Source organism: Vibrio sp. 10N.247.311.14, assembly GCF_041467715.1.
Classification (GTDB): Bacteria; Pseudomonadota; Gammaproteobacteria; order Enterobacterales; family Vibrionaceae; genus Vibrio; species Vibrio crassostreae_C.
On record NZ_JBFSVE010000013.1, the window covers coordinates 44979 to 66670 of the forward strand.

Here is a 21692-nt window from a genome sequence, read left to right on the forward strand (position 1 = left end):
AATGCCTCGCTATCCTTGCAGCATCACTTTCTTATCTCGGTATTACTGTGAACATCACTATTGTTGGACCAGGAGCTATCGGCTCTTTATGGGCGATTAAATTGCTTCAAGCTGGTCATAATGTCTCGTTGTGGAGTCGCTCCCCTGAAACCTCAATTGACCTAACACTTGATGAGCAAACTTCACTTTCCTTCAGTAATAACAATATCGAAAAGCTATCAACGAGTGACTTAGTGATCTTCACAGTCAAAGCTTGGCAAGTAGAAGAAGCCACTACTCCGTTACTTCAATACCTCGACTCTGACACCATTCTCATGTTCATGCATAACGGAATGGGTGCGGTCGATAACATTGCTACTAAAATTGATGATCACCCGATAGTATTGGCGACGACAACTCAAGCAGCATTCAAACCCAACCGAAACAATGTGTCTCATACTGGATTGGGGCAAACTCAATTGGGTACTTTTAACCAAACGGGTCAACAGTGCACGTTTTTAGTTGATGTCTTAGATAATGCTCTCCCCGCTGTGAGTTGGAACCCAGAGATAACATCCGCACTATGGACTAAACTCGCCATCAATTGTGCTATCAACCCACTCACTGGGTTGGAACAAATCAAGAACGGCGAACTTGCAGACCAAAGGTTTGAGGGTATTTTAAGTTCTATCGTTGAAGAGCTAACACTAGTTATGCAGGCCGAAGAGATCGCTTGTTCATTCGACGGATTAGAAGCAAGTGTCAAGCAGGTCATCCAAGCCACGGCTCAAAACAACTCATCCATGAAGCAGGATATGTTTTACCAACGCAAGACAGAGATCGACTTCATCACTGGACACCTAATAAAAACAGCGCTTAAGCATCAGATAGAAGTTCCCGTTAACCAAAAACTGTTCGATCAGGTCAAAGAGCAAGAAAATAGCTGGAATCATCAAGATTAGTCAGCAACTGTCAACAAGTCGCGATAAAATAACAATACAGCTAAGCATAACGCTGGCACCAATTTCCAAGATTTTAGGTAAGAATAGATGCTTGATATCAATCACATCCGAGAGCAGTTTCCTGCGCTATCACAAACCATCAATCAACAACCATTGATTTACTTAGACAGCGCGGCAACGACACAAAAACCTCAGGTAGTTATTGATGCCATTAGCCAATATTACTCCAAGCAGAATGCCAATGTTCATCGTGGCAGTCATAGTTTAACCGCGCACGCCACCAGCAAGTTTGAAGCAGCAAGAGATAAGGTCGCTCAGTTTATTGGCGCTACATCTTCAAAAGAGATTATCTGGACTCGCGGTGCCACCGAAGCACTTAACCTAATTGCTCAAACCTACGCAAGAAGTACTCTTCAGCCAGGCGATGAGATCTTAGTGAGTGAAATGGAACATCACGCCAACATTGTCCCTTGGCAAATTGTGGCAGAACAAACCGGCGCTAAAGTCGTTAAAGTACCGATGACATCAGGTTGCGAATTTGACCTAGTCGCGTTTGATACGCTTTTAAATGAACGAACCAAGATTGTTGCATTGGCTCAGATAACCAACGTGACGGGTTCTCGTCAGCCAATTGAAGCTGTCATAGAAAAAGCACACAAGATGAATGCGATTGTTGTGGTCGATGGCGCGCAAGGGATCGTTCATGAGCCTATTGATGTTGCTACTTTAGGTGCGGATTTCTACGTATTCTCTGGGCACAAACTCTATGCCCCTGCGGGTATCGGTGTGCTTTACGGCAAGCTTGAATTGCTCGAAGCGATGCCACCTTGGCACGGTGGTGGCAAAATGGTTGAGCGCGTCTCTTTTTCTGGCACCACTTTTTCAGAACTGCCGGGGAAATTTGAAGCGGGCACGCCAAATGTGGCCGGAGCGATAGCATTAAGCACTGCAATAGAATGGTTACGTGGTTTTGCACAGCAAGATGTCGAAAATCATATCCACCAGCTACAACACGAGACCTACCTTGCGCTCAGTAAACTGGATGACATTCAGGTTTTAGGGTATCAACCCAACGCAAGTGTGATTACTTTTGTGATGGATGGTGTTCACCATCAAGACATTGCGACACTGTTGGATCAGCAAGGGATCGCGGTACGTGCAGGGCATCATTGTGCTCACCCATTAATGGATGCGCTTAATGTAAAAGGAACGGTTCGAATTTCATTTGGTATTTACAACAACATGGATGACGTTGATAAGCTTATCGTTGCGATAGAAAAAGCTGTTGATATGCTGTAGCGAGATTATTTAGGGTTGGCGTTTAGCGTCAACCCTTTTCGTTTCTGTGTATCTAAGAGATATTAAGCACTTAGCTCTTGGATTTGAGCAACGATCGCTTTTAATCCGTTCCCGCGAGATGGGCTAAGGTGGGTAATTAGACCGATTTGTTCAAAGTAACCATCAATATCGAACGCTTGAACCTGCTCTGATGTTTTTCCATCATACGCAGCCATCACTAATGCAATCAGACCGCGCACAATACGAGCATCAGAATCAGCACAAAAGTGCCAAACACCGTCGATATTTTGAGAAACCAACCACACTTGGCTTTCACAGCCAGAGACAATCACCTGCTCACTTTTCAGTTCATCAGGCATCGTTGGCAGTTTCTTACCCCATTGAATCACTTGGCGATAACGGTCTTCCCAGCCGCTGAATGTCTGCATCTTCGCGACGATATCATCACTGGTAATTTCAGTGCCGAATGGAGAGCTTGGGAATGTGGTCATTTTAATATCCAGTCGATTGTTAATTGAGTAAAAGACGTTACTTAGCGTGCTTTTGAATCAGCTTTTCGACGATACGTGAAACAGCCACAAAGCCAAACGTCGCGGTTACAACCGTTGCTGCACCAAAACCCGTCGCACAATCCATACGTTTTGGACCTTCTGCTGTCGCTTTCGCAGCACATACACTGCCGTCAGCTTGAGGGTATTTCAGCTGTTCAGTTGAGAACACACAATCGATACCAAACTTACGTGCTGGATTCTTAGGGAAATTATGATGACGACGAAGGGTATCTTTTAGCTTCTTCGCGAGCGGATCTTGAATCGTCTTCGTCAGATCAGCCACTTTGATTTGAGTGGGATCGATTTGACCACCCGCACCACCGGTAGTGATCACCTTGATTTTGTTGCTACGACAATAAGCCAACAGTGAAGCCTTAGCTTTCATGCTGTCAATCGCATCTAATACAAAGTCGAACTCTTTCGATAGGTATTCAGCCTGATTATCAGGGCCGATAAAGTCGTCAATCAGGTTAACTTTACACTCAGGGTTAATCAGCTTAACGCGCTCTGCCATCACTTCAATTTTGCTTTTACCAACGGTACCCGACATTGCGTGGATCTGACGGTTGATGTTGGTCACACACACATCATCCATATCGATCAAAGTCAGCTCACCTAAACCAGTACGAGCAAGCGCTTCAACAGCCCATGAACCTACACCGCCAATACCGATCACGCACACGTGTGCAGCTCTAAGTATGTCGACTTCACTATTGCCATATAGGCGACGAGTGCCACCAAATCGTTGGTCATAGTTTTCTGAAGCTGGAGTGGTCAATTCACGCATTGTTGCCGCCAATTTATTTCTGAGAAAAAGAAAAGAGTGCGTTTTATACGCACTCTTGAATAAAAAGTCTAGGGGATTAGCGATTCGCTTTCAATGCCCTATTTTATTGTAGCTTACTCAACCTTTTCAGGAGGCAAAGCCCAAGGCGCTTCAGTTGCGCTGCCATCTAAACCGAGCTTCCACACACGACCAAAATGCTTGTAATGGCCCGCTTCTGTACCCGCTCGAGGGCCCATGCCGTGGTAAAGGTCCAAATGGTTTTGCTTAACCGCGCCGCCCGTATCCAAAACCAATAGCAGTCTTAGTTGATGAGCGCCGCTCCAAGTACCATCAGCATTCAGTAGTGGAACCTCAGCAAGAATCGGTGTTCCCATAGGTAAGATAGAGCGATCGCCCGCTACCGCCGCCATAGGTAATAGAGGAATGCCCGCGCTGCCCATTACCGATAGGTCGTCTCTCGCTTCAAAGAAAACGAAAGAAGGGTTTTGCTCAAGCAGCTCTTTCACTACTTCAGGATCGTTTGCCAATACCCACTCTTTGATTGCTTTTAGCGACATTTTTTCGCGTGGAACTAAGCCTCGTTCAATCAGAACACGGCCAATGCTCACATAAGCTTTATTATTCTTACCCGCGTAGGCGAAATACTGCAGCGTGTCATCATCACCGAAGTGCACAAATCCACTGCCCTGCACTTCCATCATAAATGGGTCGATGCGGTTTGCTGAATAACCTAACTCAAGGCCTTGACCTTCTAATGCGCCGTTGTAAATCTCTTCGCGTGTTGGACACTCTTTGCCACACTTAGGAAGCCCGTAAACAGGGTAACGGTATTCTTCATTCGCTTCGTGGCGCAGCTCCATCACAGGAGAAAAGTAGCCCGTGAACAAAACATTGCCTTGTTTATCACCACCACCTAGTTGGGCGGTTTGAACGCCAAAATTCGCTAGCTCGCTTGGATCTCCACTCAGCATCGCCCACTCATTGAGTTGTTGATAAAGCGGCTCATAGATTTTAGCCATCGAAGGGGATTTAGAAACCACCATCTCAGCTTGTTCTGCAAATGCGGTGTAGTCTCTTGGTTTATTGGATTCAACCTGATCGACCTTATTCAAGGTACGAGGAAATTCGTCATCAAGGTGTTGCTGAGCAAGATCAGTGGGTTGAGCACAGCCAAATAACAAAGAGGCAGCGACAAGGGGAAGCCATTTTTTAATCACAAGAGTCATCCTAAAAATTCTATGCATCGAGGATGACAAAAACAGTCAGATAACACAATCTTAGATTGTAAGAGTTTACAAGAAGATAACCTATCGGACGGAGTTATCGATATGGCCCTTAAGGCGGAAGATGGGATTGTAGTGACTGTCAGAATCGAGCACCATTTCTGTATTGTCAGAATTGGTCATGCGGAAGCGATAGGTTTTATCACCCGCCTTGTATTCAAAGTAGTTTCCATCAAAGTCAAAGCTCGTCGAAACAACAGACCCACGAACTGACACACCATTAGCATTCAGAACAAACTCATCGGTCGCATAATGTGCAACATCTTGCTCTATCCAAGTGCCGTATATCAGATTGTCGGGCGTCGCCGCATTTTGCACTCGGGAAAGCACATCGCCGAACAAAGAAACCACCGCAAACGAACCCACTAAGGCTAGAACCATTAAACAGCGTTCAATGATCTTACGCTTCAACTTAGATTGATTGCGCTGATCAGCTTCGCTGTAGAGACCTTTGGTTATCTCATCGATTTTGTTCTTTGTTGCTGGAGCTTGTTGCATTCGGTGACTACTCATAAGGATGCTATGCGCATTCTACACTGAGACAGTTTATATATTGAAGCCTAGATAAGAATAGTTTGCGCTTTATTCCAAAAAGGTGTTGTTTACATTTGAATTTAAATGCTAAATTATCGAATAAATAAACAAAATGGACTTGTTCTGTGAAATTAAGAAGTACAGCGCTAGTAAAAGGTTTCAGACAATCAACCCCTTACGTAAATGCTCACCGTGGCAAAACCATGGTCATTATGCTGGGAGGCGAAGCCGTTGCCGACAGGAACTTTGGTAACATTATTAGTGATATAGCCTTGCTCCACAGCCTTGGAGTAAAGATTGTTCTCGTTCACGGGGCAAGACCGCAGATCAACCAATTGCTCGCCAAGCAAGATTGCCATACGCCTTATCACAAGAATATTAGGGTCACTGATGAATATTCTTTGGGCGTCGCTATGCAGGCTGCTGGACAGCTTCAACTTGCCATCACCGCACGCCTCTCAATGAGCTTAAACAACACGCCGATGGCAGGCACTCAACTCAATGTTATGAGTGGTAACTTCATTACGGCTCAACCGCTTGGCGTGGATGACGGTACGGATTATTGCCACAGCGGGCGTATTCGTCGAATCGATATCGAAGGGATCAATCGCACGCTTGACCAAGGTTCAATTGTACTGCTTGGCCCTATTGCCAGCTCCGTGACAGGCGAAAGCTTTAACCTACTTTCTGAAGAGGTCGCTACCCAAGTTGCTATTCGTCTAAAGGCCGACAAGCTGATTGGCTTCTGCTCCGAACAAGGGGTAACAGATGAACGCGGTAACGTGCTCGCCGAACTCTTCCCTAAAGATGCCAAGCAAATTCTAGAACGATTAACGGAATCTCAAAATCCTGCCGAAGACATGAGCACAGGAACACTGCGCTTCTTGAAAGGAGCGATCTCCGCTTGTCGAGCTGGTGTGCCTCGTTGTCATCTAATCAGCTACAAGGTAGATGGCGCATTAATCCAAGAGTTGTTCTCTTTTGACGGTATTGGAACCCAAGTGGTCATGGCTAGTGCCGAGCAAGTAAGACAAGCTCAGATCGACGATATTGGCGGCATCTTTGACCTTATTCGCCCTCTTGAAGAACAAGGCATCTTAGTGCGCCGCTCTCGAGAACAGCTAGAGCAAGAAATCCACCGATTTACCATTATTGAAAAAGACGGGCTGATTATCGGTTGCGCAGCGCTTTACGCATACCCGGAAGATCATATGGCGGAGATGGCGTGCGTGGCTATTCATCCTGATTATCGTGATGGCAACCGCGGGCAAATATTACTGGATTACATGCGTCACCAATCAAAATCTCGTGATATCGACCAGATTTTTGTCCTTACTACGCACAGCCTTCACTGGTTCCGTGAACAGGGTTTTTACGAGATAGCGGTTGATGAATTACCGATGGAAAAACAAGGGTTATACAACTATCAGAGAAACTCAAAGATCTTGGCGCTCAACGTATAAATAAAGTTTTGGAGCACAATCTCACTTCGACAGAAAAATAATTGCAAATGTAATCGTTTTCTATATGAGATTTATTAACTATGCACTTTCACTCACACGTATAATTGTATAGAATTTAGACGCTTTAATAATCTTAACAAATGTTTTTATTGGAATTGCCCTCTCGATAGTCATGTCGAACTCATTGAGGTGGTCACTGCACGGATTGCTATACCCGTTGACGGCCAGCACGCTAACATTAGCTCTGCTCGTTAATATAAACAGCAAAAAGAGCAATATTGATATGAGAACCATTGTTTGTAACTCGCTGCAAAGTTTTTGGGATATGGCTGATAACCAATTCTTAGAAGGGCTAGACGTACACTGCGTGTTCCCTGTTAGCGAGAATCTAAAAGAGTTTATTTTGAATTGCCAAGCAAAGTACAAGATAAACCACATATCGTTTACTCGAGCGTTTTTAGGCTCTGATTCCTAATAACGCTCAAAGCAACCAAGGATGGTTGCTTTGTGTTTATCTAGCCCTAAGTTCAAAACCTTCTCTAGCCGTCCATAACGACTAATTCGTTAAGCGACTGCCTAAACCACTCACTCGCTCTGTTTTCACCTTAATCCCACGCTTCAACACATTTGTATCGCTGAACATCATCAGTCGTTTCTTCGCACGTGTAATACCTGTATAGATAAGCTCCCGCGTTAAAATAGGGCTGAAATCTGGCGGCAAGATCATTAAGGTCAGATCAAATTCACTACCCTGAGATTTGTGTATTGTCATTGCATAAGCCGTTTCATGATCGGGCACTCGGCTTGGTAGCACAGCTTTTACGCTGCCATCGGGCAACTCAAAATAGACCTTCAAACGAGGGGTTAAGTCAGGTTGACTAGAACCCGCCTCAAGCATACAGATACCAATATCACCATTGTACAAACCCAAGCCATGATCATTTCGCGTCACCATAACAGGACGTCCGTGATACCACAGCTCATCATTATGAGGGCTCACCAAACGCCTTGCGGCCAGTGCTCTTTCAATTCTGTGGTTGAGGCCTTTAACACCAAAATCCCCTTCACGAATGGAACACAACAGTCGGCATTGGCTGAACAAATCGATTACCGATTTCGCTCTCGCTTCTTGAGTTTCTAACTCTTCCAACGGCACATTCATTCTATTGAGGTACGCACCATACTCGTTAACCAAAGTACGCAGCATCAGGTTATAGCTGTCACTCGACAGAGGGTGGTTTTCGATATCGCCAAAACCTTTGGCAAACACTTGGTCTACTTGATTCGCAGAACCATTATTGATTGCTTTTGCCAGCTGACCGATACCGGAGCGCGCATCGAAACGATAACTCTTCTGCAGCATACACAAGCTATCCGCAATCGCAGGCGGATTCACCGCTCCAGCTTTGTCTTGTCTTGGTTTAGCTATCGCATCAAAACCTGTCATCTCTGCAATCAAATTGCCTTGCGCTGTGCTGTACCCTGCAGAGTTGAATGAACAGATATCACCGAGCACAGCACCTGCCTCTACTGAAGCGAGTTGGTCTTTATCACCCAATAAGATGAGCCTTGCGTGCTCAGGAAGTGCATCCACCAGCTTATACATCATCGACAGATCAACCATTGAAGCTTCATCCACTACCAAGATATCAAGGTGGAGTGGATTGCGTCGGTTATGCCTAAACTCAGCACGGTTAGGAATCGCGCCGAGTAATCTGTGTAAGGTGCTCGATTCGGTCGGTATGTTGGCTTTCACTTCAGGCGCTAATGGCAGCTGTTCAATTGCTTTACCGATCGACTCGGTTAAACGCGCCGCCGCTTTACCCGTTGGTGCCACTAGCTTAATCGTTGGTGTTTTACCTTGGCTGAGAGATTGCTCGACCATCGCCGACAGTAATTTGGTTACCGTGGTTGTTTTACCAGTACCCGGCCCACCAGAAATCACCGCAAAACGACGACTCAGCGCCACCGCTGCCGCGACTTTTTGCCAGTTCAAACATGCCGATAACGGCACCAAGTCGTCCAACACATCTAAGTCCGTCACCTGCTTAGCTTGTACAATCGCTTGGTCGATTGATCCCCAATCTAAAGCCTGCTCATTCACAATATCAAGATGGTCACACACCAATTGTTGGCGTAATACCTGAGACGTCTGCTGATTTGCTTCAGCCCTGGCTAAGGCGTTAAACAGAAAATGATAGCTACGTGCAAAAAGCAGATTGAGCGTTTCAGTCAGCGCTTTTTTCTGCTCAGTATTGAACTCTACCGGCTTACTTAAACGGTTTAAGGTCTCAGCCAACACAACTTCGTAGTTCCAATAACGCTGTAAATAGACACGCTGCCCATCGAACATTAGAGGCTTAACACAATCGTTGGTCGTTCCCACTAAGTTTGATGATTGAAGCACAGCCACCCAATCAATACCCAACAGTTTTTGGTTCAATTGCAGTGCAGTTTCACCGTATAACCCAAGTAACTGAGCAAGATCTGCCGCTAGTTCAGGGCCTGTCGTATGCTGCTGTATAAGCTGAGTACAAATGTGTCCTTTGCCTAATTCATGGCTCACTACCCCCGCGAGAAAGCCGATCTTTTGAGGGTAGCTCGTGGCTTGCTGAGCAAGAAAACGGGCAAATTGATAATCCAACTGACGAATAGAACCCTTATCCGCAAGAAACTGGAGTACATCCATCAGTTGCTCAGGAATAAGTGAAACTGGCTTTGCTGTGTTCGCAGTATCTATGCCGGTATTAGTGATCGTTGTTGTCATTATAAAAGCCCCATCTGTCCAGTTTCATCGTCATTCAATTGTGCCGAACGTCTGTCTATCACTTTACCGTCAATCAATTGATCCATTTCATCAAGTAAAGCCAGTGTTGGTTTCGCCGAGAAAATACCTTGCTGAGATTGGCCGTCCATTCCTCGTAAGAACAAGTAGTACACGCCACCAAAATGTTGTTCGTAGCTGTAATTGGCAACGCGGCTGCGTAAGAAACGGTGCAACGCCAATGCATAGATTTGATATTGCAAATCATAGCGATGGTCGGCCATCGCCGATTTCAATGCCTCGCCATGGTAGACAGCAACATCATCTCCTAAGTGATTCGATTTCCAGTCGAGTACATAGTATTTACCTTGGTGCTCAAACACCAAATCGATGAAGCCTTTCAACATACCTTGCACGGTTTGGAAACCTAGATCGCCCGCTTTGGCTGACAATGGATCGTGATATTGAATGGTTTGATTCAGTTCAGATGCAGCCAATACTTCGATCGGCAGTAAGAATTCCATCTCAACTAAACGTTGCGTCGAGTCTTTCTCGCTTAGCTTTAAGTTCTTGCCGTCTAATGCGGTGTTCAGCACTGTATCGACCAGTTGCTGAAGCACAGGTAGCCACTCTAATTCATATTGCTCTGATTCTAATAAGTGAGTGATTACTTGCGTGTTATGTTCACTGGTTGCTGGCTCGGTAAATTCAACCTCCTCAAACAAGGTGTGTAAGAAAGTACCTGGGCGAGCACCACGAGGGAACGTAAAGATAGAGCGTTCAGGCTCAATCAACTCAGACTCATCCTGCTCATCAGCCGAGTCAATATCGAAACCAGACACCTCAATGGTCGCATCATGGCTCGCGCCGTGACTGCCCTGTTTGACTAAGCCTGAGTAACTGGTAATACGCCAAGATCGGTCAATTGAAGCCTTAAGTTCACTGGCCTGTAAGTCGTCACTCACTTGCTCTGTTTGTACAAACACCTGTTCATGAGCGGTTGGTGTTTCGGCTAACAGCACACTTGAATTTTTGCCTTCAATTGCCGTTAGAGCTTGATGCAATTCGGCAATACCCTGCTCTTGTCCGTTTTGAACCAAGTAGCCCATCGCACTCAAATGCACGCCTGTCGGTTCTTTGGTTGAACGCCCTTTACGCAGTGGCGCTATACCAATAAAACAGCCATAAACCGCACGAGTCAGCGCTACATAAACCAGGCGCAAATCTTCCGCTAGTCGTTCTTTATCGGCTTGCGCTAAGGCACTGTCGCTGCCAGTAATATCGAGTACTGTGGTGTCTGAATCATGGTCGTAGAATTTGCCTTCGCTCGCTTCTCGGTAACTCGCGACAAATGGCAGGAATACAAGGTCATATTCCAAACCTTTCGATTTGTGAATAGTAACGATTTGAACCAAGTTTCTCTCTGACTCAAGACGTTGAATGTCATCTTCACTGCCGCCTAAACCATTTTGTGCATCTGATATCGCTTCTGCCAACCAACGCAACAAGCCATAGTCACTGTCGAGCTCCTGCCTAGCTTGTTGCAACAATTCGCCAATGTGCATTAAATCAGTGAGTGAGCGCTCACCATTTTCTTCTTCCAGTAAGCGTTCCGCGAGATGTCGTTTACTGATCACGCTGCGAAGCATTGGCAACACGCCGCGCTGAAGCCACAACTTACGATATTCTCTAAACTCGTTAACGACGTTTTCCCACACCACTTCATCGTTGTTGAGTTCATCCAATGATGCGGCATCCAGAGCAAACAACTCCGACGCTAAACTGGCGCGTAATGCTCGGTCATTTTCAGGTGTCAGCACCGCCTGCAACAAACGTTGAATATCTTGTGCGACCAAGCTGGTGAACACACTGTCTCGGTTGGATAAATACACGCTCGCAATGCCTTGTTCCGACAACGCGTTCTTAATCAGACGACCTTCACTACCGGTTCGAACCAAAACAGCAATATCACCCGCATTCACGGCATGTTGTTTTTTGCCGTTATCAAAATAGGCTTGCTGGTTTTGAGAAGCGGTCAGAATGGTTTGAATTTGACTCGCCGTCGCCTCGGCCATGGCTTTGTGATATTCGCCTTTAGGTAGTGGCTTATCTTCTGCATCTTGTAACCAAAAGGTCAGTGCGTGTTGAGTTTCTCCGTTCATCACCCATTGGCGGTTGTCAGCCGATGGACTGGCAGCGACGGGCAGAAATGGAATGTCTTGGTCGTAGATAAACGGGCTATCCGAATTCATAAAGACTTGGTTTACCGCGCTGACCATATCAGCACTCGAACGCCAGTTAGTGCCTAACGTATAGTGAGCACTAACTTGGTTTCTTGCCTTGATGTAAGTAAAGATATCCGCGCCACGGAAACCGTAGATAGCCTGTTTCGGGTCACCGATCATAAACAGACCGCATTGCGGGTTATCAAGGTAGATTCGGCTAAAAATACTGTATTGAAGCGGATCGGTATCTTGGAATTCATCGATCATCGCCACCGGGTATAAGGTGCGGATTCTCTCCACCAGCAGTGATTGCTCATCCACATCAATCGACGCAGATAACTGAGTCAGCAAGTCATCAAATGATAGCCACTGCTTCTGCTGCTTAGCCTTAGCTAACATGGTTCGACAATGAGTAATGGCATGCGCCAATAACGGAGCTTTCAAGTCGGCAGGGTTATTTAAGAAGTCGTCAATCGCCTCAAACACCGCGTGCTGAGGCGCGGTGCCTTTTGGTGTTTTTTCAATTAACGTTGCTTGTGAGAACTTCTCTAGTTTATCTGGAAACTGGTAATCATGAGTGTCGCTCTGCGCCCATGCTGTCACAACTTCTAACCATGTCGGCAGAGATTTCTTAGTGTAGCTACGCTTGTTCACATCCGAAGCAGAGATCAAAGCCAAAAAGTCCGCTTCGGATTCACACCACAGCGCTTTAAGTTGCTTCACTTTATCTAGGTTTTGGTTGTGCAGAGTTTGCAAGTCGCCCGACATCGCATCTACCGTCAATTTCAGCGGAGATCCTGTCAGATAACGATTTACGTCTGCTAATAACGCAGCAGGTGAACCCCAGATATTACGAACCTCACCAGCCAGTTGAATGGGCAGCGGGTAAAACTGTTTACGCCAATAGTCAGCAACTACTTGTGCTTTTAGGTGGCTTTCATCGGTCACAAATTCGTTATCAAAGCGGCTTCCAGACTCAAAAGCATTTTGAGTCAACATTCGCTGACAGAAACCGTGAATGGTGTATACCGCAGCCTCATCCATTTGTCTTTCAGCGTTAAGCAGAGTTTTAGCCGCGCCAGCATGATCATCGATGGCTTGTAACAAAGGCGCAATCACTGGGTCGTCACTTTGCCCACGTGCAAACGCAATGCGTGCATCATGAATACGAGCACGAATACGATCTCGCAGCTCAGCCGTAGCTGCTTCAGTAAAGGTCACCACCAGAATTTGGTCTACGGTTAGCGGCTCATGGTGTCGAGTGGCTTCAGTCAGATCACCTTGTGGAGCGGCCGTGCCATGCCCGAGCAGTAGGCGTAAGTACAAGCCAGCGATGGTAAATGTTTTACCTGTACCCGCTGATGCTTCAATTAAACGCGCGCCATGAAGTGGAAACGTCATGGTATCGAGTGTCTGTGGAGCGATTACCTGAACACTGCTTGTGGTCGTCATGCCTTACTGCCTTCTGATAAATGTGTTGTTACAAATGTGACCTAGCGTGGAAAACGTCATTCAATTTACGTCCTACGCTAATTTGTTAATAGTTAGTGCGATCTCTCTCACGGATCAATTCGGATCGCCTCGCTACTATGCGCCCACGAGTTCAGGAGCACGTACGAGTTTTGTACTTTACGGCGTTACTTTGAACCACAGAATAATGGTCCCTCTGACCTGTGGCCGTACAGCGAACGCCCTACACTAATAATGATTTACTGGCGGCCACTTTATTTCCTGTACCTTGCTTCTATTCACCTTGATTCCCTTCATCTTGAAAGCAAGCGTACCAAACGCTTACCAGCGACTCTCTTTTGTCTTTCATTAATTCAGCGCACTCACTATTGATCTTGTCGATCACAGCCACCTACTCCTGATCTTCCAGATCGGCAGTAGCCAACCTTGCCGCCTGTAGCACAAGCGTTGAATACATACGCGACTCAGTAGCCAATTCATCGTCCCATTTAGACCAGATTCGTGAGATGTAGGTATCTCTACCCTCGCCCGTGAAGGCGAAGCTGTCATTAAAGGTATCGGCCATTTTCTTGAGTGACTTTTCTTCATCATCGACCCACTTACCACGGCTAAAGCCCGCTTCAACACCAGCTAATGCCGTTTTCGGGAAGTATGGCAATGGTGCAGTCATACCTTGATAAAACAGTCGCACTAACTCAGCCAATAAACTCTTCGCCTGCTGCGCATCACCGATAGGTTGTAGCGTTTGGTGAACCACACCTTCTTTTCTGTCATAACCAATAATATGAGTCGTTTTGCCGTGCCCCATCACTGCGCAACACAAGTGATCGATCCACGCAGCCAAGTAATCTTGAGAGCGTATTTTGCCGCTACGGAAACGCACTAGACCTGATTGATAGTTTTGAGTTAACCACCCCATCAAGCGAACAGGCTTACCTTCGCCTAACACGTCAAACTCGATATTCACTTCGAGATCTTGCTGCGGTGATCCGCTCACAAATCTAATCTCTTTGGCTAAGTCTTCCGCTTGAACACGGTTGGTTTCAAATTCGATGTCACCGAAGGCGCCGACCGGTAATCGACCTTGGGCTTTTTGCTCAGAGACAAACAGTCGCACCGCTTCGTCTGCGCCTTCTGGGTGGTCTAGCAACACTTGCAGCAGAGCATCCTTAAGCTGGAAGCTTTCTAAGCCATTAAGCACGAACGGCTCATCGTCTTCCATTACCGGAAGCGGTGGCTCAAACACTACTTTTAGGCGACGATTAAAGAAGTATTGTACCGGCAAGCGCCAGAAACGCTGCAGTTCAACCAGATCGAGTTCTAACGGATAAGTCGCACCAAGCAAATAGTCATCCAACGCACGATTGAATTCGCCACTGCATTCACCGGAACGGTTAGCCGCAGGAAGCCATTCTTTGGCGTAACTCAATACATGGCTTGCATCACCTTGGGTAAAGGCTGCAGGGCTAAATGGTGTCATTGTGTGCTCAAAGCTGATCGCTTGAGTCAACTTAATGCCTGAATCATCACTTGGTAGTGCTTGGTCTTCACTTAGGCAGTAGTTTTGCTGACAATACTCAATCAATTCAGATACCAACACCGACGGCACTCGCTCGGTATTATCTTGAATCGAACGCCCAACATAACTGATGTACAAACATTCTTGCGCTGACAGCATCGCCTCTAAGAATAGGTAGCGGTCATCATCACGACGCGAACGATCGCCAGGTCGTGTGCGTCCGTTCATTAGATCAAAACCTTCTGGCGGCATTGAGCGAGGATAAACACCATCATTCATGCCTAACAAACAGACGGTTTTGAACGGAATAGAACGCATCGGCATCAAGGTACAAAAGTTAACTTGGCCAGCTAAGAAACGCTGGCTAATGCGCGCGCCAGATAACTTATTATTGAGGTACTGGTAGATAATGCTTGGCGACAGTTCTTGTTCGTACAAGGCATCATCAAGCTGTTCGTTCAGTTGCGAAAGTGCATCACGAATCGATTTGAGCACCACCTCGCCTTCCAGTTCAACCACAAAGAAATCATCAATCATTTGCAGCAAGGTTTCACGCCACATCTCGATAGATTGGGTTTCAGTTAGTCGTTGGCGGTAATGAGCGATACGGTCAATAAAGTGCGCTAACTTACCCGCAAGTTCGGCGTTAATACCCTGAACTTCGTTATAAGCCGCAATCGGAGAATGTTCAGTTTCAAACAAGCCCGCAGAGTCTGACATCGCATAGCCCAGTAACATACGCTGAATACCAAATAGCCAGGTATTTTGCTCAGTCGCAGGTAGATCAAATTCTGTTGCAGTTGAAGCATCAACCCCCCAACGAATGCCCGCCTCTTCAACCCATTGCTTGGCTTGCTCGAATTGAAACTCGTCAATACCAAAGCGTGCCATCATCGCAGGAATTTCTAACAGCTCTAGCAACTCAGAGGCTAAACAGCGCGTGTTCGGTAGCGCGACCAATTGCATGAAAGCGGTCAGAATTGGGCTTTCTTGGTCTGCAGTTCTATCCGAGATCGAGTAAGGGATATAACGCTCACCCGGAGCATTACCAAATACCGCCTGAATAGCAGGGCTGTAAGCATTGATGTCTGCCACCATCACAATGATATCGCGTGGTTTTAAGCTTGGATCAGCATCAAACATCGCTAACAACTGGTCATGGAGAACCTCCACCTCGCGCATTGGGCTGTGACAAGCGTGTACCGTCAACGAACGATCGCCCAGCTCAACCACTTGTTTGTGGTTGCTGGAGTCTAAGATGTGATCGTCTTGGTGCTCTTCTAACTCAAGAATATCGGCTTGCAGTTGATGCAGCAGGCTGTCTCTCTCGACATCAATAAAGAACTCATGCTCTTCGCTGTCTGATTGAGACAGCAAGAACAGGTTATCTCTGCCCAGTTTACCCATAGACGCCAGTAAGCTATTACCGACCGCTTGGCTGGTATGCAGTTCGTCTTCAATATTGGCTTCAATGCCATCTTTTAATGGTGAGACTTCGCCTTCTAGCTGAGGTAAACCATCAACCAAAGCAAACTGCTTACGACGCTGCGCTTCCACTCTTGCCAAGTATTTACGATCGCGAATATCGCCCCAATAATGTTGGCAAGGGTTGGTAAACATCAGGTGGACATCAATCTGCTCGCCAAGTGCTTTCAACGCGTCCATATAACGAGGAGGCAGCGAAGAGATACCAAACACAAACAGACGCTTAGGTAAGTGTTGTAGCTGACCTTGTTGATTGGCTAGCGCTTCAATGAAGTCGTGATACAAGTTGCCACGGTGGTATTTAGATTGGCCTTGAGACAGAGTTTGATCATAGAGTGCCTTCCACAAAATGGGTTGCCAAGGGTGCTCTTGCTGCCCTTCACTATCTATCAATTCTGTAACGGGCTCTCCCGCTTCCCACATCGCCATCCACTCAGGTCTATACACCAAGTATCCATCGAAGATATCGGCAATTTTCTCTGCCAATTGATACAACTTAGAGTCATCTTCGTCGTTTTCAAGATAGCGCTGTAGGGGTAAGAAATCAGGGTGGTCAAGTTTCGCGGGTAACAAACTCATCAGCTTCCACGTCATCGCTTCTTTGTTAAAAGCACTGCGTTTAGGAACATCAGGAAGCACTTGGGTAAACATATCCCAAATGAAGGTTGCTGGAAGTGGGAAATCGATATTTGCTGCTACGCCAAACTCTTTGGCGAGTTCCATCTTAAGCCATTGAGACATACCCGGGCTCTGAACCAAGATCTGCTCTTTTTCGAAAGGATTGGCTAAAGGGTCACTTTTGATTAAGTGAACGAGAAGAATTTTTAAAGTATCAACTTTATTGGAATGGTAAACAGTAAACAAAGTGCACTCACGCTAATCTTGCCACAATATAAAGCCAGATTAGCATAAGTGCCGTGTTTGGATTAGGAATATAAGCTTATGAAATGCCAAAAACTTACTATCTATTGGTAGCTCAAGCTAAATCCTGTTAACTGCTTACCGTTATGCCGCTAAGTTGGATTTTATTTAAGCACAGAAACCCAATATCAGTAGCTGTAATTGTCAATTACCACGTTTTGTCTAGGTCAGCATAAAGCTGATAATCGCCCTTTATGTCATCCCAATGATGCAATTGATGCAATAATTCAGCTTTAGTTAACTTGAACCTAAAGTGTTCTTGGTAAGACTTCTCTATTGGCGTATTCAATATGATAGGCTCATCAGTAAACTCAAAAAACCAGTATAGGCCATCTTGTTGACTATCTTTACCCGTAAACTGTTGGCTTATTTTACTTCGTGGTAGCAACTTCACATTAGCCACACGATATAGATACTTTGAAAATTGACTATTATCAGTCACCTTATTACGAACAGTGATCAATAAATAACGAACTTCACGAACAATGTTACGGTGCACATTTTGGCGGTTGGTCGCTAATAGCTGTGTATGATACCCCTTAAGCTTGCCACTCCGAGCTAGATTCAAGTAACTATCATCACGACCGATTTCATTTAATGGAGCTACCATCGTCAGATCTTGATAACGAGCACTACAGCTTCCATAAGGTGCAATACGAGCTGAATCTTCGATGAAATAGTAGTCGTTACTTAACCTAGAGCGACTTGTAATACTCGCTCCTAATTTTTGCTGTAAGTAGTTTTTCAGCCACAAGTTATGACCCAATTGATTGTTAACACTTGGTAGCAGAGCAAACGCACCAATGCCAATTTGTTCGATAGCATCTTGGTAAGGGTTATGAGTATTCACTTGATCACAAAAACCTGGATATAAAGCAAAAGCACCCATTACTGGTCGACTCTTAATCGGGTTTTCATTTTCTAATTTTTGCTGATGAATAATTGCATCACGGTAGCGGTGCATCTGGTTAATTGCATCTTCAGGTACAGCATCAAATCCCTTGTTATGAGCTTTGATTTGATAGTTATCGATTCGGTATTTAGCATCAAACAAAATGAGAAAGGACTCTTGATTTTCTAGTGTAACCTGCAGCACGATATCAGGCCGTTGATTTGCTGTCCAAGTGCGCTCTTTCTCTCCTTTAGGTGAAAAGGTCGGTTCATGAGCTAACTTGATAATCACTCCATCATCACGAGAAAACTCAAATGCAGCAGCCATTCCATCTTTACTAAATTGCTTTTCAAACTGCACTTGTTTTAACTTAGCTAACTCTCGCTTTATCTCTTTAAAACCAAGGCTTTTAATAACAGCCATAACTTCAACAAAACACCAAATTTCGTATAACTCAGCGACCGATTTAACCGACATATCCGTCTGATTTTTAGTATTATTTAAATAATATTTTAACTGCTGCCATGCTTTATAAGCTTTTGCATAGCCAGTGCCCTGTTGTAATACCTTCGACTCACCACCTTGCCCTTTGAAGGTACCAACTTCACGCCAAAGCTGATGCTTGCACATTTTGTTAAACGTATGCTGCCACGTTTGCACCTTTTGAATAAAAGAGCCTGACAATTGAGATTTTTCTGTGCGGGTAATAGTAGAAATTAAATGATGTAAATTATTAGCGACTTTATTAATAACCATTTTAATAAAACGATTTTCAGGCGTATCAATATGCAGTTTTTTAAAGCTAATAGGGAGTCTTGGGTTCGCCACTCCGCTTTGGATTAAATGTTGAGATTTTTCCGCCTGCTTTGGGTTCAATCGTTTATTAACCCGATCTAACTTTTGATACTTAGAAAAAGATTGCAGTCGATTATGAGGGGAGTTAATGACTTGCTTTACACCACTTTGCAGGTCTTCAACCAAACGCTGAAACTGAGCAAGCCAAAACAGTTCAAACTTTTCAGTACTGCGCTGTGATTGACTCACACCCTGATTTGTTTTGCTACTTAAGCTATAGCGCCAAAGAGGATAAATATCATCAATGGTACGATTAATCAAAGGAAGGTCTTGATCCATCACCATCTTTGTAGCAAAGATATTAAAGCTAACTTCAGCACTACAAAGCTTATCTCCCACTTGATACTCAATATTAAAACTGCAGTTACCGACATCATTACCAAAATTAATAGCAGCTTGTAGCCCATCACCATTTCGGGTTAGATGAAAAGCTTCTTCGATTAGACGATGCTTATGATTAACTGTTGCAGTATTCTTAATTACTGACCTTTCAAACTCAATATCAAACCAATACTGGCGATTTTCAAAAAAGAAAGGGGTAGCGATAGACGATGCACCCTCATCATCAAATGTAGCCGCTACTCCCCCCACACTAATCAATACAATATCACCAGAAGGCAATATCTGATCACGCTGTCTGTAAGTGTGCTCTAGTTTACTTAAAGGGCTATCAATATCATCACATGTAACATAAACCGTAAAATCATCATGTTTAGCTTTGATAGTCACACGCTTTTTCTTCACCATTTCTTACTGCTACCCTATCACCATTATTATGGCCAAAATGAGGTGAAGCCTGACTGCAACTTCGACTGCATATACTCAAGCTTAATCTTTGAGCGGCAGCTTACCTTGATTGGTGTGTCTTTATCTTCAATATTCTGACGCAATAAATCTGCACGTTCACCATCCCAAATAGCTTTTAAGGTGCTTTGATTTGATAGAACTTCTACTAACTTTTCTAATAGTGCACCGCCATCTTCCGTCGTCAACTTATCTTCATCACCTTCAACACGAGGTAATATCTTACACATTAAAAAGTCATCAAAAACAGCCGCTAATTCATCTTCATCCTTAGGAGAAAAACTAATGACTGATAAGCAAAGCTCGTTAAATGCGCGGTAAGCCAATTCAAATGCGGTACCTTTTAATACAGCATTTACTGACAAAAAGAACTCTTTCGTTTTCTCAGCAGTAGAATCAGCCTCAACTTGAGAGAACAGATCCAGCTTAGCTTGGCTATATATTGGATAACCTAAGGTTAATGGTTGTTTCTTCGCTTCAAAAAATTCATCTATGTCATTAGGAAAAAATTCTCCAAAATCGATACTCAATGCACGATCAATGACTTTTCGAGAGAAACCATGAGTCGTTTCATCCATATTAACCGTTCCGGCTACAATCAAGTTAAATGGAATCCCCAGACCGTACTGACAGAACAACTGCCATAGTTCATCATATTTATCATCATCAAAGCCTAAGCTTGAACGCAGCTTTCTATCGTAAACTTCATCTGTATCACCGTTCTCATCAGCTAACCCTAACGCTAATGGCTTCAGCAATGGATCGCTAGAATAGGTAAATTGGTCGTTGTCCCAACTCCAACTTCTTGTCTCTAGTACTGATAAATAATCTGCAAAGTATTGCTCGACTGGAGCAAGATTCATTTCATCCAAACAGAGCCAATAAGATCGTACTTTTTGTTGAGTTTGACTACCACCAGTGACCACCAAACGTTCTCCACGCTGTTCATTAGAGTGAACCTGAACACTTAAACCACTATCAAAGATTCCACGCCAAGCTTTTGCGATGAACTGCAACACATCAGTGGTGATGTATTCCGCTTGACCATCTTTTGATAAGCGCGAGACATACCCCAACAAGTCGCTTGGTTCATGCCAATCAGGACGCACGGAAGTAAGGCAATAAGTTTCATTTAGAGAGCCAGTCGCTTCTACTTGTTTACGAACAAAGCGAGTCTTACCCGTTCCTGAAATACCGGCTAAAAGAAGGAATGGTTTAGATAAGCATTGCCGCTCTACGAAAACTGTAGGTTCTACAGGCTCATTACGTGTATTAATACCTGCATATAGTTCTAAAAGCTCTTTGATGTCAGATATTAAAGCATCATTATCTGGCATCTGGTCTGTCGGATAAAACTTAGCACCGGCAGAAGCCCACTCATAAGACTGACCCAATGTAGTATTCGATCGTAACTCAACTGTCTGATCCCATTGCATAAGCTGTTGGTTTGAGGTACGTATTCTATCTCGCATCTCTTTTGCTTTTTGCTTCGCTAAGGTTGTCCCATATTTGCTTTTTAACTCTGTGGTTCCGAAACCTAACGACAAGTAAACCCCAGAACCATCTGAGCGAAACAAATAAACAGGATATACACCTGATTGTGTTGAAGTTGTAATTTTTGAGTCGAGGATGGATAACCAAGCGACATCGGCCCAATTACCGGCTCCGGCACTCGCTTTCATCAGAAATCGTTCATCAAGATCCAATTCAGCCTTTAAACATGAAGTTAGATCTTTCCTTAGTAACTTAGCAATAGGGTGACTAGAAAATGGCTCTGTCTTTGCTTGCACCCAGTTACTTGCTATTTCTGATAATAGAGCCCTTAACTTCATAAATTCACCTTCATTTGACAACTCGAAGCTTATCGATTAAATCTTAGCTATTAATTCATGTACACTC

At 44.7% G+C, this 21692-nt stretch carries 13 protein-coding genes; 4 read left to right on the plus strand and 9 right to left on the minus strand.

The genetic code is table 11. The features are described from left to right. The first annotated feature begins 47 nt into the window (after positions 1-47). Both panE and csdA read left to right on the plus strand, forming a co-directional pair. Positions 48-941: a 2-dehydropantoate 2-reductase gene (gene panE, locus AB6F11_RS06845; protein WP_102394086.1), complete on the plus strand. Its 894-nt coding sequence runs from the start codon at positions 48-50 to the stop codon at positions 939-941. Positions 942-1028: 87 nt separating this feature from the next. After that, positions 1029-2240, plus strand: a complete 1212-nt coding sequence (gene csdA / locus AB6F11_RS06850) for a cysteine desulfurase CsdA (protein ID WP_102394085.1) — start codon at positions 1029-1031, stop codon at positions 2238-2240. A gap of 62 nt (positions 2241-2302) precedes the next feature. Here the strand turns inward: csdA and csdE are convergent, their stop codons facing one another. From csdE to AB6F11_RS06870, 4 genes are all read right to left on the minus strand, one after another. Then, positions 2303-2731, minus strand: a complete 429-nt coding sequence (csdE, locus tag AB6F11_RS06855; protein ID WP_017059900.1) for a cysteine desulfurase sulfur acceptor subunit CsdE — start codon at positions 2729-2731, stop codon at positions 2303-2305. Between the two features lie 37 nt (positions 2732-2768). Beyond that, positions 2769-3578, minus strand: coding sequence for a tRNA cyclic N6-threonylcarbamoyladenosine(37) synthase TcdA (gene tcdA / locus AB6F11_RS06860; protein ID WP_017059899.1), 810 nt, complete (start codon positions 3576-3578; stop codon positions 2769-2771). Between the two features lie 113 nt (positions 3579-3691). Further along, a complete protein-coding gene (gene mltA / locus AB6F11_RS06865) occupies positions 3692-4804 on the minus strand; it encodes a murein transglycosylase A (RefSeq protein WP_102394084.1) in 1113 nt (370 codons plus the stop codon). A gap of 81 nt (positions 4805-4885) precedes the next feature. Further along, complete coding sequence (locus tag AB6F11_RS06870; RefSeq protein WP_017064193.1) at positions 4886-5359, minus strand: DUF2850 domain-containing protein; 474 nt, start codon at positions 5357-5359, stop codon at positions 4886-4888. Between the two features lie 161 nt (positions 5360-5520). Here AB6F11_RS06870 and argA point away from each other — a divergent pair, with 161 nt between their 5' ends. Together argA and AB6F11_RS06880 are read left to right on the plus strand one after the other, a co-directional pair. After that, a complete protein-coding gene (gene argA / locus AB6F11_RS06875; RefSeq protein ID WP_102394083.1) occupies positions 5521-6858 on the plus strand; it encodes an amino-acid N-acetyltransferase in 1338 nt (445 codons plus the stop codon). 283 nt (positions 6859-7141) lie between these two features. Next, positions 7142-7333 (plus strand): hypothetical protein, encoded by a 192-nt coding sequence (locus AB6F11_RS06880; protein ID WP_046224581.1) that lies wholly within the window; start codon positions 7142-7144, stop codon positions 7331-7333. Between the two features lie 81 nt (positions 7334-7414). Here AB6F11_RS06880 and recD read toward each other — a convergent pair whose 3' ends face one another. The 5 genes from recD to AB6F11_RS06905 form a co-directional block, all read right to left on the minus strand. Further along, positions 7415-9625, minus strand: coding sequence for an exodeoxyribonuclease V subunit alpha (gene recD, locus AB6F11_RS06885; protein WP_102394082.1), 2211 nt, complete (start codon positions 9623-9625; stop codon positions 7415-7417). Beyond that, a complete protein-coding gene (gene recB, locus AB6F11_RS06890; protein WP_102394081.1) occupies positions 9625-13299 on the minus strand; it encodes an exodeoxyribonuclease V subunit beta in 3675 nt (1224 codons plus the stop codon). The genes recD and recB overlap by 1 nt, the downstream gene beginning before the upstream one ends. Before the next feature lie 409 nt (positions 13300-13708). Then, on the minus strand, positions 13709-17185 hold the full coding sequence (recC, locus tag AB6F11_RS06895; protein ID WP_102394080.1) for an exodeoxyribonuclease V subunit gamma: 3477 nt from the start codon (positions 17183-17185) through the stop codon (positions 13709-13711). A 205-nt stretch (positions 17186-17390) separates the two neighbouring features. Further along, on the minus strand, positions 17391-19736 hold the full coding sequence (locus AB6F11_RS06900) for a DUF2357 domain-containing protein (protein WP_102394079.1): 2346 nt from the start codon (positions 19734-19736) through the stop codon (positions 17391-17393). A 26-nt stretch (positions 19737-19762) separates the two neighbouring features. Next, positions 19763-21625 (minus strand): MrcB family domain-containing protein, encoded by a 1863-nt coding sequence (locus AB6F11_RS06905; RefSeq protein WP_102394078.1) that lies wholly within the window; start codon positions 21623-21625, stop codon positions 19763-19765. Between the last annotated feature and the right edge of the window lie 67 nt (positions 21626-21692).